General features: G+C 49.0%; 18 protein-coding genes. 5 read left to right on the top strand and 13 right to left on the bottom strand.

The genetic code is table 11. The features are described from left to right. Complete coding sequence (locus tag EE116_RS04510) at positions 1-1,032, top strand: glycosyltransferase family 4 protein (protein ID WP_122873411.1); 1,032 nt, start codon at positions 1-3, stop codon at positions 1,030-1,032. Then, positions 1,016-2,188: a glycosyltransferase family 9 protein gene (locus EE116_RS04505; RefSeq protein WP_338120523.1), complete on the top strand. Its 1,173-nt coding sequence runs from the start codon at positions 1,016-1,018 to the stop codon at positions 2,186-2,188. The genes EE116_RS04510 and EE116_RS04505 overlap by 17 nt, the downstream gene beginning before the upstream one ends. A gap of 259 nt (positions 2,189-2,447) precedes the next feature. Here the strand turns inward: EE116_RS04505 and EE116_RS04500 are convergent, their stop codons facing one another. The 6 genes from EE116_RS04500 to gmhB form a co-directional block, all read right to left on the bottom strand. Beyond that, a complete protein-coding gene (locus EE116_RS04500) occupies positions 2,448-2,756 on the bottom strand; it encodes a YolD-like family protein (RefSeq protein WP_122873410.1) in 309 nt (102 codons plus the stop codon). Then, a complete protein-coding gene (locus EE116_RS04495; RefSeq protein WP_122873409.1) occupies positions 2,749-4,011 on the bottom strand; it encodes a Y-family DNA polymerase in 1,263 nt (420 codons plus the stop codon). The genes EE116_RS04500 and EE116_RS04495 overlap by 8 nt, the downstream gene beginning before the upstream one ends. 94 nt (positions 4,012-4,105) lie before the next feature. Beyond that, complete coding sequence (gene gmhA / locus EE116_RS04490; RefSeq protein WP_122873408.1) at positions 4,106-4,672, bottom strand: D-sedoheptulose 7-phosphate isomerase; 567 nt, start codon at positions 4,670-4,672, stop codon at positions 4,106-4,108. Further along, the gene (gene rfaE1 / locus EE116_RS04485; RefSeq protein ID WP_122873407.1) at positions 4,659-6,065 is read right to left on the bottom strand and encodes a D-glycero-beta-D-manno-heptose-7-phosphate kinase; all 1,407 of its coding nucleotides are present in this window, start codon (positions 6,063-6,065) and stop codon (positions 4,659-4,661) included. The genes gmhA and rfaE1 overlap by 14 nt, the downstream gene beginning before the upstream one ends. Next, the gene (gene rfaD, locus EE116_RS04480; RefSeq protein WP_122873406.1) at positions 6,058-7,044 is read right to left on the bottom strand and encodes an ADP-glyceromanno-heptose 6-epimerase; all 987 of its coding nucleotides are present in this window, start codon (positions 7,042-7,044) and stop codon (positions 6,058-6,060) included. Before rfaD ends, rfaE1 begins: the two co-directional genes overlap by 8 nt. Continuing rightward, entirely contained in the window at positions 7,041-7,565 is a 525-nt protein-coding gene (gmhB, locus tag EE116_RS04475; protein WP_122873405.1) for a D-glycero-beta-D-manno-heptose 1,7-bisphosphate 7-phosphatase, read from the bottom strand. Before gmhB ends, rfaD begins: the two co-directional genes overlap by 4 nt. Positions 7,566-7,705: 140 nt before the next feature. On the opposite strand from gmhB, the gene EE116_RS04470 reads away from it, so the two are divergent. Continuing rightward, positions 7,706-8,011: a c-type cytochrome gene (locus EE116_RS04470; RefSeq protein ID WP_122873404.1), complete on the top strand. Its 306-nt coding sequence runs from the start codon at positions 7,706-7,708 to the stop codon at positions 8,009-8,011. A 142-nt stretch (positions 8,012-8,153) separates the two neighbouring features. After that, positions 8,154-8,456, top strand: a complete 303-nt coding sequence (locus tag EE116_RS04465) for a c-type cytochrome (protein WP_122873403.1) — start codon at positions 8,154-8,156, stop codon at positions 8,454-8,456. A 222-nt stretch (positions 8,457-8,678) separates the two neighbouring features. Here the strand turns inward: EE116_RS04465 and EE116_RS04460 are convergent, their stop codons facing one another. The 4 genes from EE116_RS04460 to EE116_RS04450 all read right to left on the bottom strand — a co-directional run bounded on the left by EE116_RS04460 (position 8,679) and on the right by EE116_RS04450 (position 12,457). Continuing rightward, a complete protein-coding gene (locus tag EE116_RS04460) occupies positions 8,679-9,227 on the bottom strand; it encodes an NAD(P)H-dependent oxidoreductase (RefSeq protein ID WP_122873402.1) in 549 nt (182 codons plus the stop codon). Positions 9,228-9,693: 466 nt separating this feature from the next. Then, complete coding sequence (locus EE116_RS12445) at positions 9,694-9,849, bottom strand: hypothetical protein (RefSeq protein WP_163028032.1); 156 nt, start codon at positions 9,847-9,849, stop codon at positions 9,694-9,696. After that, on the bottom strand, positions 9,846-10,058 hold the full coding sequence (gene ccoS / locus EE116_RS04455) for a cbb3-type cytochrome oxidase assembly protein CcoS (RefSeq protein WP_002949952.1): 213 nt from the start codon (positions 10,056-10,058) through the stop codon (positions 9,846-9,848). The genes EE116_RS12445 and ccoS overlap by 4 nt, the downstream gene beginning before the upstream one ends. Further along, the gene (locus EE116_RS04450; RefSeq protein ID WP_122873401.1) at positions 10,055-12,457 is read right to left on the bottom strand and encodes a heavy metal translocating P-type ATPase; all 2,403 of its coding nucleotides are present in this window, start codon (positions 12,455-12,457) and stop codon (positions 10,055-10,057) included. Before EE116_RS04450 ends, ccoS begins: the two co-directional genes overlap by 4 nt. A 61-nt stretch (positions 12,458-12,518) precedes the next feature. Between EE116_RS04450 and EE116_RS04445 the strand changes: the two genes are divergently transcribed. Further along, positions 12,519-12,752 (top strand): hypothetical protein, encoded by a 234-nt coding sequence (locus tag EE116_RS04445; protein WP_122873400.1) that lies wholly within the window; start codon positions 12,519-12,521, stop codon positions 12,750-12,752. Between the two features lie 24 nt (positions 12,753-12,776). Here the strand turns inward: EE116_RS04445 and EE116_RS04440 are convergent, their stop codons facing one another. The 3 genes from EE116_RS04440 to EE116_RS13025 form a co-directional block, all read right to left on the bottom strand. Further along, complete coding sequence (locus tag EE116_RS04440) at positions 12,777-13,193, bottom strand: hypothetical protein (protein WP_163028031.1); 417 nt, start codon at positions 13,191-13,193, stop codon at positions 12,777-12,779. 149 nt (positions 13,194-13,342) lie between these two features. Next, complete coding sequence (locus tag EE116_RS04435; protein ID WP_277418962.1) at positions 13,343-14,176, bottom strand: cation diffusion facilitator family transporter; 834 nt, start codon at positions 14,174-14,176, stop codon at positions 13,343-13,345. Continuing rightward, complete coding sequence (locus EE116_RS13025) at positions 14,115-14,453, bottom strand: cation efflux transmembrane domain-containing protein (protein WP_277418944.1); 339 nt, start codon at positions 14,451-14,453, stop codon at positions 14,115-14,117. Before EE116_RS13025 ends, EE116_RS04435 begins: the two co-directional genes overlap by 62 nt. Between the last annotated feature and the right edge of the window lie 133 nt (positions 14,454-14,586).

Raw genomic sequence — 14,586 nt, 5'->3', positions numbered from 1 at the left:
ATGAAAAAAATAGTATTTTTAAGGCTCGATCTGGACGCTATCGGCGGGGCGCAGAGATATCTCTCAAGGCTCGTTAAAGCCCTAAAAGACTCGGGCGTTGCGTGCGAGACGCGCGGATTTAACGGCAGCAAAAAACTAAGCTCGTGGATCAAAGCCCTGCTTTTTAACTCGCAAGCAAAGCGGCAAAAAGGCGCGGACGAGATTTATTTTAGCCTTGAGCGCATCACCTGCGCCGATATCTACCGCGCGGGTGACGGCGTGCATAAAGTCTATATGAAAACCAAGCCTTTTTGGTTCACAAATCCCCTAAATTTCGTAGTTCCCTACCTTGAAAAGCGTACTTTTAAAAACGCTAAAAAAATCATCGCCAACTCAAATTTCATAAAGCGTCAAATTTGCGAGACCTACGGCATCGCCGAGGAAAAGATCGCAGTCGTCTATAACGGCGTAAATTTGCCTATGCGCGTGCAAAAAGGCTCGGCAAAGCTCGCTCTTTGCGAAGAATTCGGGCTTGATTTTCACCTACCGACGCTGCTGTTTGTGGGAAGCGGCTTTAAACGCAAGGGCGCGGAGGAGTTTTTACGCATCGCGGCTCGTCTAAAAACCCGCGTAAACTGCCTGATCGTCGGCCGCGACAAAAACGCCGCCCGCTACAAAAATCTAGCCAAGGAACTCGGCCTAAACGCCGTATTTACGGGCGCGCAAAAAAGCGCGGCGAGATTTTACGAGGGCAGCGAGCTCTTTTTGTTCCCGACGGCGTACGAACCGTTTTCAAACGTCGTTTTAGAGGCGCTTAGCTACGGCTGCGTCGCTATTACAACCGCTCAAAACGGCGCGGCGGAGATACTACCGGGGGAGTTTGTGATGAGCTCGCCGCAAGACTACGGCATCTGCGCTCTGATCGACGATATCCTAAACGACGACGAGCGGCTAGCAATGCTACAAGAACGAAATTTGGCGCTTGCTAGCGAGTTTAGTATCGAAAAAAACGCGAACGCGACGCTGGAGATCATACGTGCGAATCTTGATTGAGCTACCGACCTGGCTGGGCGACGCCGTGATGGCAAGCGCCGCAGTGGAGACTATCGCAAAGCACGCGGCGGTTGGCGCGGGAAATTTGACGGGCAAATTTGCGGACCTGGGCGAACGAGATTTTAGCTTTTCGTCGCAAAATTTCGGCTCGGTAACGCAAGAAATTCAAATTTTTAAAAACGGCGCAGCAAATTTGGACGATAAATTTGACGCGGATTGCGGCGTAAATTTGACGGCGAGTGAGCGAGAAAATCAAAATCTAGAAAAATTAGCCGATGAGCCCGTTAAAATCGTATTTTTCGGCTCATTTGCGGCGTGCGAGCTTTTTAAAGCTCACCCAAACTGCGAATGCGCCATCGTTGATAACAGCAAAAAGGCTAAATTTAGGCTCTGGCGGCTATTTTGGCAGGCTAGAAATCTCGGTAAATTTGACGCGGCGTTTAGCTTTAGAAGCTCGTTTGCGAGCAAGGTTTTACTTTACGGGGCGCGGGTGGAGAGAAAATTTGTTTTTCAAAAGAGCAAAGACGGCGCGCATCAGGTGCAAAAATACCTAAAATTCGTCAAAGCGGCGTTAAATTTAAAACGGGCGGACGACAAGCTGAAGCTTTACTTTGAGCCGCGCAAATTTGACGCTCCAGTACTCGGGCTAAATCCGGGAGCTAGCTACGGAAGCGCCAAACGCTGGTACCCGGCCTACTTCGCACAGGTGGCGCTATATTTTAAAGACGAGTTTAAGATTATGATTTTTGGCGGCGCGGGCGAGCGGGATATGTGCGAGCAGATCGAGCGAATTTTACGCCAAAACGGCGCGGCGTGCGAAAATATAGCGGGTAAAACGAGCGTGCGGGAGCTTTGCGAAAATATCGGCGGCATCGGACAAAGCGGCGGGATATTCGTCACGAACGACAGCGGCCCGATGCATATCGCAGCAGTCTACAAGACGCCTACGATCGCGCTTTTTGGGCCGACGAGATTTACGCAGACCTGTCCGTGGCGCAACGAAAACGCTCGCATCCTGCACCTAAATCTAGAGTGCATGCCCTGCATGAAGCGCGTCTGCCCACTAAAAACCCACGCCTGCATGAAAGATCTCTCACCGCAAGCCGTCATAGAAACGATCGAGCGAGAGTTTTTTGCAAAATCGCAAGGAGATTAGGCGTTTTAGCGAGTGCGCGGCTGTTTTCTTGAGCAACCGCAAATAAGCAAAAGCTCCTCGCGCACAAATGCTTTGAAAAAGGCGCGCGACCGAATTTAATGCACGCAAGGCACGCATTTGAGATAGCGCAAAGCCGCTTAATCAAGGCAAATTTTACTATACCGATTTTTAATTTTTATCCGTCAAGAAAAGCGCGATCAAAGTAAAATTTATGCCGTACATATCATCTCGCACACCGCAAAACGACCAAGATGCCGCCTCACGAAACAACCTCAACCGCGTAAATATCGTCAAATTTGACCCTCGTTTTTACTACCGTTAAGCTTTTATCCATCAAATTTACGTTTGAAACCAGCCCTTCTATACTCACGTAGCCCTGCCCGTCATGGTATGTGATTTTTACCTTGTCGGCGGGTTTTAGTTTGCTTATTTTGTTTAGGATCTCTTCTATCTTAGACTCGTCCAGATCTAGCTTTTCGCTCTTTTCTCGCTCCTGCGCTTTTAGAGCTTTTTCTAGGGTTGAAAGAGGGTTAAACGAACTAAAGATTTTGGCTCTGTCCTTATTCACCGCTTTTGTGCCCTCCTATCTTTTTATTTCTATCTCGGCCGGTGGCTTCGGGTAGCAGGTCGATAGCTCTTAGGATAGAGTTTTTGCCGTATTTTTCTTTTATCTGATTTAGGGTTTTTAGCACCGTTTTTTCTTTTGCGTTCTCTTCTTCAAAGAGGCTTCTTTCGGTTTTGCTCTCCTTTACGACGTCGTTTGCAGATATGCCGATTTGCCTGATGAGGCCTGCGTTTTTTATCTTTTTTAGATATAGCTCTTGTGCTGCATCCATGAGCACGCTAGCGATATTGCTAGGCGTTTTAAACCTTACCGTTGCTCTTTGCGCGGGTTCGTTTTTATCGGCGAATTTGATATTTATCGTGAGCCCGCTAGCCCGCACTTCCTCGTTTATCATCTTTAGAGCTAGCCTATCGGTCATCTCTTTTAGCACGATTAGAGCCTCCAGCCTCTCGTAGTCTCTTGGTAAAATTTCCGAGCTAAAGTAGGATTTGGTTGAGGGCTTATAGGCTTTGATGTCAGCTATAGTGGTGGGCTCGATACCGTTTGCGTGATCTAGCGCGATGTAGGCGTCGATACCAAAAACTCTCTCAAGCAGGCTAAAAGGAGCGTTTGCCATATCCTTCATGCAAAATATCCCGTATCGCTCAAGCTTAGCCCTAGTTTGCTTGCCTATGCGCCAAAAATCATTTAGCGGCTGGTGCGTCCAGAGCTTTTCTTTATAGAGAGCTTCGTCTAAAAAAGCGATATTATCCTCGCTGTGTTTGGCTAGGATGTCAAGGGCTATTTTGGCTAGATATAGATTCGTCCCCATGCCGCAGGTCGGCGTTACACCCGTGGTTTTTAGGATGTCGTCCATTATCATCTTTGCCATGGCTCTAGCTTCTAGTTTATAAAATTCTAGATACGAGGTGAGGTCGATAAAGGCCTCGTCGATGGAGTAGACGTAGATGTCGTCTTTGGCTACGTATTTTAGGTATATGCCGTAAATTTTAGCCGCGTAGTCGATGTAAAACTGCATCCTGGGCGACGCAATTATATATTTTATATTTTTAGGTATTTCAAACAGCCTGCATCTGTTTTTTACGCCAAGAGCCTTTAGTGCGGGGCTAACGGCTAGACACACGCTACCCTCGCCCCTGCTGGCGTCTGCGACGACTAAATTCGTCTCAAAGGGATCAAGCCCTCGCTCCACGCACTCGACCGAGGCATAGAAGGATTTTAGATCGATGACGGCGTAGGCTGGAGTTTGGGTTTTCATGGGTGATTAAATTTGCTTGCGCGCTAGGCGGAGTTAGAGAGCGGCTGGGCGGGCCAAATTTGACTCCGCCGCCGCAAATGCTTTTAAATTTAGCCTAAAACGCATCGTCGATGGCTTGGCAGATGATATGCCCTATCATTATGTGCATCTCTTGGATGCGCGGCGTATCGTTTGACGGCACGACCAAATTTAGCTCACAAAGCTCGTTCATCGCGCCTCCCGTGCGGCCGCTTAGTCCAATGGTTTTGATACCGATTTTACGCGCGAGCTCGAGCGCCTTTACGACGTTACCGCTGTTTCCGCTAGTAGAGATCGCAATGAGCAGATCGCCCTCGCGGCCCAGAGCCTCCAGCTGACGCGAGAAAACAAACTCATATCCGTAGTCGTTGCCGATCGCCGTGAGCGCGGAAGTATCGGTCGTTAGAGCTATGCCAGCTAGCGCGCCGCGCTCGGTTTTATAGCGACCCGTTAGTTCGGCTGCGATATGCTGCGCGTCTGCAGCGCTTCCGCCGTTTCCGCAAAGTAAAATTTTACCGCCCGCCTTTAGCGTCGCTACCGCCGTTTCGCAGGCTTTTTTAATGTCGTTTTCTAGCGCAAAGGTCGCCTTTATCGTAGCTAGATGTCCTTCTAGCTCGCTTTTTATCATCTCAAGAGTCTTCATTTTTTATCCTTTTTATCGTCGCGCTCGTGCTTTTGCCGGCTACAAAATCCACTAGCCGCACGTCTTTTACAACGCTGCTTCCCACGACCTCTTTGCCTTCGTAGTCCGCGCCCTTGACGAGCACGTCGGGAAGTAGCTTTTCGATCAAATTTAGAGGCGTTAGCTCGTCAAATATTGTCACGTAATCAACCGCCCCGAGAGCCGCTAGCACGGTAGCGCGGTCGGCTTGCGCGTTTACGGGGCGAGCGTCGCCTTTTAGCGCGCGCACCGAGGCGTCCGAGTTTAGTCCGACGACTAGTATATCGCCGAATTCCCGCGCCTTCGCTAGATAGCTCACGTGTCCCGCGTGCAGGATATCAAAGCAGCCGTTTGTAAAAACGAGCCGCTTTTCGCCGCGGTTTGCCAGCGTCGCGGCCAGCTCATCCGCGCTTTTGATTTTCTCCTCAAAGCCTGCCGCATTTTTACGGCGCACGAGTTCGTTTATCTCCTCAAAGCTAGCCGTAGCCGAGCCGACCTTAGCCACGACGACTGCGGCAGCTAAATTTGCCGTCTCGATCGCCTTTTTGATGCCTTCGCCGGCACCCAGCATCACGCCAAGCGTCGCTAGCACCGTATCTCCCGCGCCAGTTACGTCAAAGACCTCTTTTGCCAGAGCGGGAAATTTAACTGCCTGAGCGTCCTCTAAAAGCGCGATACCCTCCTCCGAGATCGTGATCAGCGAATGCGTCAAATTTAGCTCGTTTTTTAGTAAATTTAGCGCCGTAAAAAGCTGCTCGTCGTTTTCTATTTTAAAGCCCACTGCCTCGCCCGCTTCTTTTTTATTCGGCGTTAGTAGCGTGGCGCCCTTGTATTTCGAGTAGTCCACGCCTTTTGGATCGATTAGTACGGGTTTGCCCGCATATGCGCAGGCTTTTATGAGCTTTTGGCACAGCGACGGCGTCAGCACGCCCTTGCCGTAGTCCGATAGCAGCGCGACGTCGTAGCTCTCTAGCGCGCGGGCGAAATTTGCCGCCAGCTCGTCCTCGCACGTTACGGCTTCGACGCTTTCCTTGTCTATGCGCACGACTTGCTGATGCGTCGCCATCACGCGGCTTTTTATCGAGCTCGTGCGCCCTTTTTCTCTTTTTATAAACTCAGCCCTAGCGCCCTGCTCGCACAAGATCCGCTCTATCTCGTCGCCCGTCTCATCGTCGCCGAGTACGCTCATGACGCCAACTTTTGCGCCTAGCGAGAGCAAATTTAACACCACGTTGCCCGCTCCGCCTAGGCGTTTGGTTTCGTTTTTTATCTTTACCACTTGCACCGGAGCTTCTGGCGAGATACGCTCGCAGCTGCCCCAGATGTAGTGATCGAGCATCAGATCGCCCGCGACCAAAGCACGTACTTCACGCATTTATCTCTTCCTCGTATATCCTTTTTATCTCGGCTGCGTAGTCTTTTATGCCCTCTTCTAGGCTAAATTTGGGCTCGTATCCCAGCGCCTTTTTAGTCGGCTCGATGTCTGCTTGCGTGTGAAACTGATATGAGCGCGCGTACGGGTTTGGGATGTATTCGCAAGGTAAATTTGACCCCAGCTCGCGCTGCAAGATATCCACGATCTCTTGGAAGCTTCTTGCCGTGCCCGTCGCCGCGTTATACACGCCGCTTGGTGCATTTAGGGCGAGCAAATTGGCCTGCACGATGTCTTTTATATAGACGAAGTCACGCTTGATTTTGTCGCTGCCTTCAAAGAGGCGCGGATTTTTCCCGCTCAAAATTTGCAGACCAAACTGCAGCACCATCGAGGCGGTTTTGTTTTTATAAAACTCCCTCGCGCCGTAGACGTTAAAGTATCTCAGCCCCACGACTACTACGCCTTTTTTAGCGTATTTTCGACCCAGATCGTCCATTTTTAGCTTTGAAAAGCCGTAGACGTTATTCGGCGCTTCGCATTCGCCGACTCTTTGCGGGCTTTTTGCGTTGCCGTACGTAGCGCCGGAGCTTGCGTATATCATGCGCGCGCCCGTTTTTTCGCAGATATCTAGCATATCTTTAAAGCTATTTAGATTAGTCCTCATTAGCTCGCCCTGCTCGGTTACAGTGGTATCCGAGATCGCCGCCTCGTGAAAGATTGCACCCGGGGCAAATTTCTCGATCATAGATAGCGTTTTTGCGCAGTTTATGTCGCCCTCATAAATTTCGCCCGAAAAGCCGAGCAAATTTTTAAAATGCCCGAAGCTTTTTAGATTACCGTTGCTAAATTTCTCGTCGCTTCTAAATTTGTCCACGGCGAGCACTTCTACGTCTTTTAAATTTTCATCAAAATAATGAGCCAAATTTGAGCCGATGAAGCCCGCCGCGCCCGTAATTACTACTCTTTTTATATCTTTCATATTTTTCCTTCTTTTTTTAAAAACTCTAGCGCCTCAGCCACGCTTTTTAGCCGGTCGCCGAGTTTTAAATTTACCCCGACGCCAGCGCTCTGCCCCGCCTGCACGTCGCTATCCTTGTCGCCTATCATGATCGAGCGCGCAAGGTCGATGTTTAGCTCGTTTGCGGCCTTTAGCAGCATGCCTGGCTTTGGTTTACGGCAACCGCAAAGAGCCTCAGGCGCGTGCGGACAAAAGTAAATTTTCTCTATCTTTACGCCCTTTTTTTCAAACTCGCCCAGCATAAACCTGCAAAGCTCGTCAAACTGCTCCAGCGTGTAGTAGCCTCGCCCGATGCCCGATTGATTCGTCACTACAACTAGCGCGTAGCCGGCCTTGGCAAACTCTCTCAAAGCGGCGAAAATGCCCTCTTTAAAAACGAAATCCTCGCGCCTATAAACATAGCCCGCATCCTCGTTTATCACGCCGTCGCGATCAAGAAAAAGCGCCTTTTTGGGCACCGTTTTAAGCTCTATTTTATCCATGTCGAAAATTATACAAAAAAAATCTAAATTTAACCGAAAATCGCCGCCCGCGCCGCGATATAAACTAATGTAAAAAAATAATGTAAAATTTAGCTTTTAAGACTATAATACGTCTACAATTTTATCAAAAAGGATTGAAAATGAAAAAGCTTATCATTGTTTCAGGAGCTGCCGCATTGCTAGCGGGTAGCCTATTTGCCGCTGACGGCGCGACTCTTTACAAAAAATGCGCAGCCTGTCACGGACCGAAAGCCGAAAAAGTGTATCTAAATAAAGTTCCTGCGCTTAACACGCTTTCAAAAGAAGAGATCGCCGAGAGCCTAAAAGGCTATAAAGCAGGCACTCTAGATAAATTTAAAAGCGCAGCTATGATGAAACCTATCGCAAAACCTCTTAGCGACGATGACATCGCGGCTCTATCAGAGTACATCCCTACTCTAAAATAACCCTTTTCGGCGGAGTTTTTCCGCCGATTTTTCTCTGCTTTTTATTTCGCGCTTCATTTTAGTAACTTTTTTATCAAATTTCTTTTCTTTTAAGCTTTTAGGGCTATAATCTCGTCTAAATTTCTATCAAAAAGGACGAAAGATGAAAATCTATCACATTGCAACTGCCGTTTTGGCGCTAAATTTATCTCTGCTTGCGGCTGACGGCGCAGCTATTTACAAAAAATGCGCAGCCTGTCACGGCGAAAAAGCGGACGTAAAATACGCAAACAAAGTACCTGCGCTAACTAGCATCAGCAAAGAGGACCGCATAAAAGCGCTACAAAGCTACAAAGATGGCTCAAACAATAACTTTGGCATGGGCAAGGTCATGCAAATCCACGCCAAAAACCTAAGTGACGAGGATATGGCGGCTGTTAGCGAGTATATCGATAGCTTGAAATAATACCTGCGATTTTAACATAAAAAAATATCGGCGGTCGATGAGATGAATTACGAAGCGACCGCGTCAATCTTGCACATAGACTTTACTCGTTCGCAATGCTTAAATCATACTTTGAGCGCGGCAATTTCGAGCAAAATTATTATATACGCCAGCGCCGACTAGCTAAAAACCGGGCTGGCGGCTTCACTTAAAATCACGAGCTTGTAACTACGGACGGCAAAACTAAATTTGATACTCGTTAGTACTTAGCTCTCCTCGTAAAAGCTTGCCAAAGCGCGCGGCTGCGGCGTCTACGGCATCGTCGCCAAACTCGCCGGGCTCAAATCCGCTGCTGATAAACGGCACGGCAAAGTCCATCCCGCAGTAGTTTGCCGCGATCTTAAGCGGCGTTAAAATTTCATCCAAGCTAAAGCCGATCGCGCCCTGTTTAGAGTATTCTCCAAGCGGGGTGCTGACGCTTAGCGCAAGCTGCAAGACCTTGCCTTTAAGCGCGCCGGAACCCACTAGCTCGTGCGAAAAGACGATATCGATATAGGCTTTTAGCATAGGCGGCACGTTTAGCCAGTACATCGGGTACAAAAATACAATGCGCTCGGCAGCCGCTAACGCGTCTTGCTCTGAGCTGGCGTCTATGCGTGCGATATCTAAGCCGTAAAGCCCCTCCAAATGGCGCACTTCGACGTCCGTAGCAGCCTTTGCTACCTGCGATAAAGCTTTGTTTACGCGAGATGCGGCGAGATTTGGGTGCGATAAGATAACTAGCGTTTTCATGTTGTTTCCTTTGTTTAAATTTGCGGAATCATATCGTTAAAAAGCTAAAAGTAGATTAAAAATGCTTGCCAGAGCGAAGCTTTTACAAGCAAGAAAGCAAAAAATTATTAGGACTAAGCCACGCCCGCTAGGTGATTGCGGCGATTAAATTTAAACGGCTCCGGACCGCCTAAACTCCAAGCAGGCGGCATACCCAGCGGGTGCGTCAAGCGGCAATCTTGATTTGATTGCGAGGCATCGCTAGAGCGAGTAAATTTAGCCGACGAGAGGCTAAATTTGCCGGCGACGCGCTTGCCGGCAAAGGATAGCCGATTTTTTACGCCGTTAGCTTACGCTTGCGCGCTTTTATTATTTTGCACGGTAAATTTGCCGTCCAAGACGCCAAAATCTCACGCTTAATTTTTGTCCGTCATTATGCCGTAGTTAGTCGAAATTTAACGATGAATTTAACCGCAAAGGATTAAATTTACGGTCCAAATTTTGACTCCAAACACTCGTCGTCAAATTTAAAACGCAAATATCGCCCACTCTCAAAATCAAATTTCGCGGCAAATTTTACGACCCAAAATAACCGAATTTTCGCGGCAAAGACGAACTGAACACAGGCGTAAATTCGCCTCACTCAGGCGGCTTATAGCCCTTTTCTTTACGGCGCAGCTCCAGCTCATAGGCATCATTTAGCGCGTCTTCGTCGTCAAATTTCGTCCCGTCCAAAAACTTTCGCTCATCGTCAAACTGCCTAGTTTTGAGCCCCCACAGCAGCGCCGCCAGCCCGCACGCGCCCAGCAGCGTCGAGACCCCGATCATCATCGCCACGACCGCCCCGCTCATCGCTCGCTCCTAGCCCGCAGCGCGTTTAGCACGACCGCGACCGAGCTTAGCGACATCGATAGCGCAGCCACGGCGGGCGCGACGTAGCCGGCCATCGCCAGCGGTATCGTCACGGCGTTATAAACGAGCGAAAAGACCAAATTTTGCCGCACGATGCGGTAGGTTTTGCGCGCGAGCGCTACGGCAGCCGCTAGCGAGGCGGGATCGTCTCTCATCAGCACGACGTCGCTTTTTGCGATACTCACGGCCGCTCCGCTACCCATACACACGGCCACGCTTGAGAGCGCGAGCGCGGCGGCGTCGTTGATCCCGTCGCCTACCATCAGCACGTTTCGCCCTTGCTGAGCCAGTCTCTCTACGTAGGCGGCCTTATCCGTGGGCAGAGCGTTTGCGACCGTTTCGCCCACGCCTAGCTCCTCTGCCACGCGCTTTGCGGCGTATTCGTTATCGCCCGTTAGCATCGCTACGCGTATGCCAGCGTTTTTTAGCGCGGCTACGCACTCTTTGGCGCCATCTTTTAGGCTCTCCTCTAGCTCAAATGCCGCTGCGATCCCCCCGTCTGCAGCGAAAAAATAGCAAGTCCCGCGCACTGCTTCGCCGCCATAAAGCCCTAGCTCGCGCATAAATTTCTCGCTCCCGCCGGCTAGATTTATGCCGCCAAATTTAGCCCTTACTCCGCGCGCTGCGATGTTTTCAAAGCCGCTTAACTCTAAAAGTTTTAAATCCCTAAAATTTGCTCGAAGATACTCGCCAACGACGCAGCTAACGGGATGATCCGAGCCGCTAACTAACGAAAAAAGCGCGCTTGCGTCAAATTTGCCCACGCGCGTAAATTTACTCACCTTAAGCCGCCCTGACGTGAGCGTGCCGGTCTTGTCAAACACGGCCGTATCGCACTTAGCTAGGCTTTCGATGATGCGCGCTTCTTTAAAAAGTATCCCGCGCCTAAAGCCCGCCCCAAGCGCAACGAGCGTGCTAACGGGCGTAGCAAGCCCAAGCGCGCAGGGGCACGAGATCACAACGACCGAGATCGCGACGATGAGCGCGGCGGAGAGCTCGCCAGTGCGCCAGAACCAAAACGCAAACGTCGCTAGCGCCAGCATCGTGATAGCAGCTGAAAACCTCGCCGCGATAGCGTCTGCGAGTGCCTGGATTTTGGGCTTTTTGGCTGCGGCGGTTTCGAGCAGATTTATGATACGCGCTAGCACCGACTCGCTAAATACGGCGCCAACCTCATAAACTAGCGTGCCGTCCACGCACACGGAGCCGCTTTTTATCTCATTTTCGCCCTCTTTCGCGCTCAGATACACTGGCGCGCTCTCGCCGCTAAGGCTAGAGAGATCAAAGCTCGCCGCCCCGCTTACGACGACGCCGTCTAGCAGCACGCGCTCGCCAGCTCTCACGACCACGAGTTCGCCCACCCTCACCTCCTGCGCGCTTTTTAGCGTTATCTCGTCGCCGTCTTTGACGCTAACGGAGTTTAAATTTAGCGAGTTTAGATTATCGAGCGTGTCGGCGGCCTTTTTCTTGCTCAAGATTTCCAGATATTTGCCGATAAATACGAAAGTGATTATCATCGCAACCGAGTCGAAATACACCTCTCCTTGCCGCGAAAACATCGCGTAGATCGAGAAAATGTAAGCTGCTAGCGTGCCCGTGACGATGAGGCTATCCATGTTTTGCGTTTTGTTTTTTAGCGCGCTCCAAGCACCCCTAAAAAAACCGCTTCCCGTGTAGAAAAGTACCGGCGTAGCGAGGATAAATTCGGCGAAATTTATTATAGAGCGCACGTCCTGGCGCATGCCCGTGAAGTAGCCGCCGTACTGAGCGACGGCCAGCCACATGATGTTCATCGTGCAAAATATCCCGACAAGCAGCCGCGCGTAAAATTCGCGCCTCTGCCCCGCGAGCCTGTGCTCCTGGGCCTGTGCGTCGTATGGGTAGGGCTCGTAGCCGATGGAGCGGATGAGAGCGAAAATTTGAGCCAAATTTATCTCGTTTTCGTCCCAGACAATGAGGGCTTTGTTATTAACCGAGTTTATATTTACCTCTAAAATTCCCTTCTGCGCAAATAAAACCTTCTCGTTTAGCCAGATACAAGCCGAGCAGTGGATACCCTCGATGATGAGCGAGATTTTATTAAATCCATTCTCGTTTTTGACGTAGTTTTGATAAATAGCCGCGAGGTCCTCTTGCGACTTTTGCGCCGTATTTTTCGCGCCCCGAGCCGGATTTAGCGTAGTTTTGCCAAGCCTTTCGTAAAACTCGCCAAGCCCGCTTGCGTTAAGTATCTCGTAAACTCCCGCGCACCCCTCGCAGCAAAACAGCTCCCCGCCGCGCTCTATCAGAGCCTCGCGCTCAAATTCGCCCCTGCAATGCGCGCACTTAAATTTGCCCATCGGTTACTTTTTTCTTTCGTTTTAAGATTTTAGATTATACGTAAAATTTCTAAAGCCTCGCTTGATTTTGCAAGCTTTGGCGTGGATTTCGCTTGCGCCTGAATTTGACAGCAAATTTGACAGATTTTGCTCACGCATAGACGTAACCATAAATTTGATCAGATTTAGACAAAACCCGCACCTTGAAAACGCTGGCAAATTTACGAGCGAATTTTTAACGCTTACAAATTTGAGCCTCGAATTTTACAAGGAATTTTTACCCATAACCGCTCTTTGGAAACTTGTAGTAATATAAATGGCGTCTTGAGCGCTAAATTTACTACTTTTGCTCTCTTTTTAGCAAGCAAGCTATTGTGATTATAAAAAGTATTTCGGCTAAAAATATGCCAAACCCTTGGGCGATAACAGCATTCTCCGGCTGAGCCCCGACCGCAAACGGGAGTACCGCACCCAAAATAAGCGCTAAAATAATCGTCGCAGCGGCAGGCAAAAACAGATCTATGAAAAATTTTGCAATTTCGTCAAAGCAACTTAGCCGCTTATAAAGCACTGCGCACACGCCGCTAAAAAATATCCAAAAACCAACCAAATAAGCGATATTTAGCTCAAGCCAATCAAGCGGATCGCCCAAATCGCCTAGAGGATCGGCATCTCCTGCCGGATTATACTCTGTAAAAAGCACAAGCTCTACCGCGCTAGTCGTAAGCCCGTAGATACTCATAAAGCAAAAACTCATTGAAAATGCACAAGTCAAAATTTTTAAAAATGCCATTTTTTCTCACGATTAGATTAAAATTTTTACGCTCTAGTTTTATATTTTTAAGCCGCACGATTATAACACATTAAAACGTCCTAGGCGCTACCGATTTGCCCCTCTCTCAACCCTCACGCAAACTCCCTATCTATCACGATGAAAATTTTATACCCCGGAAAGCTTAACGCTACTTCGCGTTCTATCTCGGCGCGCAGACGGCTTAGATTTTTCTCGGCAAAATCGACCACTACGTCAAACCTCACGCTCTTTTTCTTGCTATCGATGAAAAACGCGTGAAATCCGCGCACGCTGCTAAACTCCGAGAGCAAATTTGCCACGCAGGCGCGGCTCTCGTCCTGCCCCAAATTTACGCTATAAACGCCAAAAACCAGATAAATCCTGTAAATTTTATAAATCTCGATTTGAAGCTCGTTTAGCCTCTGCGAAACCTCGCTAAGAGGCAAATGCTCGTCTATCTCGACGTTTACCGAGCCCACGTATCGCTGCGCGCCGTAGTTGTGAAGTATCAGGTCGTATGCGCCGCGCACGATCTCGCAGCGATTTACGGCGGCGTAAATTTCGTCGCTGATCTCCTTTTCGACGCGCTGGCCGATGATTTTATCAAAAGTTTCTTTTATCAAAAGTACGCCGTTTATGATAATAAAAAGCGACGCCAAAGCACCCGCATATCCGTCTATCTGGATGTCGGCGAAGTACGAAAGCGCAGCCGAAGCAAGGATCACGCACGATATGATCGCGTCGCCCAAAGCCTCCTGTCCTACGGCTTTTAGTGAGATAGATTTGGTCTGTTTGCCGATCTTTTTATAGTAAAAGCCGAGCGCAAATTTGACGAATATCGCGCAAAACAAAAACGCCAAAAACGGCATCGTAAAACTGGTGGGCTCAGGTGCAAAAATATTTTCGACCGAAGTTTTTAGAAACTGAAATCCTAACATCAACACGATGACCGAAACGATAAGACCGCCGATATACTCGGTCCTGCCGTAGCCGTAAGGGTGGGGCTTCGCCCGGTATCTTGCTAGCTAGTTTTGAGCCAAATATCGTGATGATACTTGAGCCTGCATCGCTGAGGTTATTTACGGCGTCTGATATCAGAGCGACCGGGTTTGAGACTATGGCGATAAAAATTTTCACCGCGGCTAAGAAAAAATTTGTAACTATGCCGATAAGCGCGGTTTTTATTATCGTTTTTTCGCGCTTGCCATCTTTAAAATCCATCATTTTGAGATTTCTTTTCATTTTTGGCGAGATTATATCACTTCTTGACATCAAAGCCAAAATTTTATAAAATGCGGGCTTTCAAAACTTCTTTTGAAACTTAAATTTATCTACAAAATTATTCCGTAATTTTAAA

The sequence above is a fragment of the Campylobacter showae genome, assembly GCF_900573985.1.
Taxonomy (GTDB): Bacteria; Campylobacterota; Campylobacteria; order Campylobacterales; family Campylobacteraceae; genus Campylobacter_A; species Campylobacter_A showae_E.
The sequence above is the reverse complement of the archived record's forward strand: the minus strand, read 5'-3'. Positions and strand labels throughout refer to the sequence as shown.

Excerpts from the sequence above, each read along its gene's own strand:
- EE116_RS04510 (WP_122873411.1), top strand. The coding sequence starts at position 1 with ATGAAAAAAATAGTATTTTTAAGGCTCGATCTGGACGCTATCGGCGGG.
- EE116_RS04495 (WP_122873409.1), bottom strand. The coding sequence starts at position 4,011 with ATGAAAACCCAAACTCCAGCCTACGCCGTCATCGATCTAAAATCCTTC.
- gmhA (WP_122873408.1), bottom strand. The coding sequence starts at position 4,672 with ATGAAGACTCTTGAGATGATAAAAAGCGAGCTAGAAGGACATCTAGCT.
- rfaE1 (WP_122873407.1), bottom strand. The coding sequence starts at position 6,065 with ATGCGTGAAGTACGTGCTTTGGTCGCGGGCGATCTGATGCTCGATCAC.
- rfaD (WP_122873406.1), bottom strand. The coding sequence starts at position 7,044 with ATGAAAGATATAAAAAGAGTAGTAATTACGGGCGCGGCGGGCTTCATC.
- gmhB (WP_122873405.1), bottom strand. The coding sequence starts at position 7,565 with ATGGATAAAATAGAGCTTAAAACGGTGCCCAAAAAGGCGCTTTTTCTT.
- EE116_RS04470 (WP_122873404.1), top strand. The coding sequence starts at position 7,706 with ATGAAAAAGCTTATCATTGTTTCAGGAGCTGCCGCATTGCTAGCGGGT.
- EE116_RS04465 (WP_122873403.1), top strand. The coding sequence starts at position 8,154 with ATGAAAATCTATCACATTGCAACTGCCGTTTTGGCGCTAAATTTATCT.
- EE116_RS04460 (WP_122873402.1), bottom strand. The coding sequence starts at position 9,227 with ATGAAAACGCTAGTTATCTTATCGCACCCAAATCTCGCCGCATCTCGC.
- ccoS (WP_002949952.1), bottom strand. The coding sequence starts at position 10,058 with ATGAGCGGGGCGGTCGTGGCGATGATGATCGGGGTCTCGACGCTGCTG.
- EE116_RS04450 (WP_122873401.1), bottom strand. The coding sequence starts at position 12,457 with ATGGGCAAATTTAAGTGCGCGCATTGCAGGGGCGAATTTGAGCGCGAG.
- EE116_RS04440 (WP_163028031.1), bottom strand. The coding sequence starts at position 13,193 with ATGAGTTTTTGCTTTATGAGTATCTACGGGCTTACGACTAGCGCGGTA.
- EE116_RS13025 (WP_277418944.1), bottom strand. The coding sequence starts at position 14,453 with ATGATGGATTTTAAAGATGGCAAGCGCGAAAAAACGATAATAAAAACC.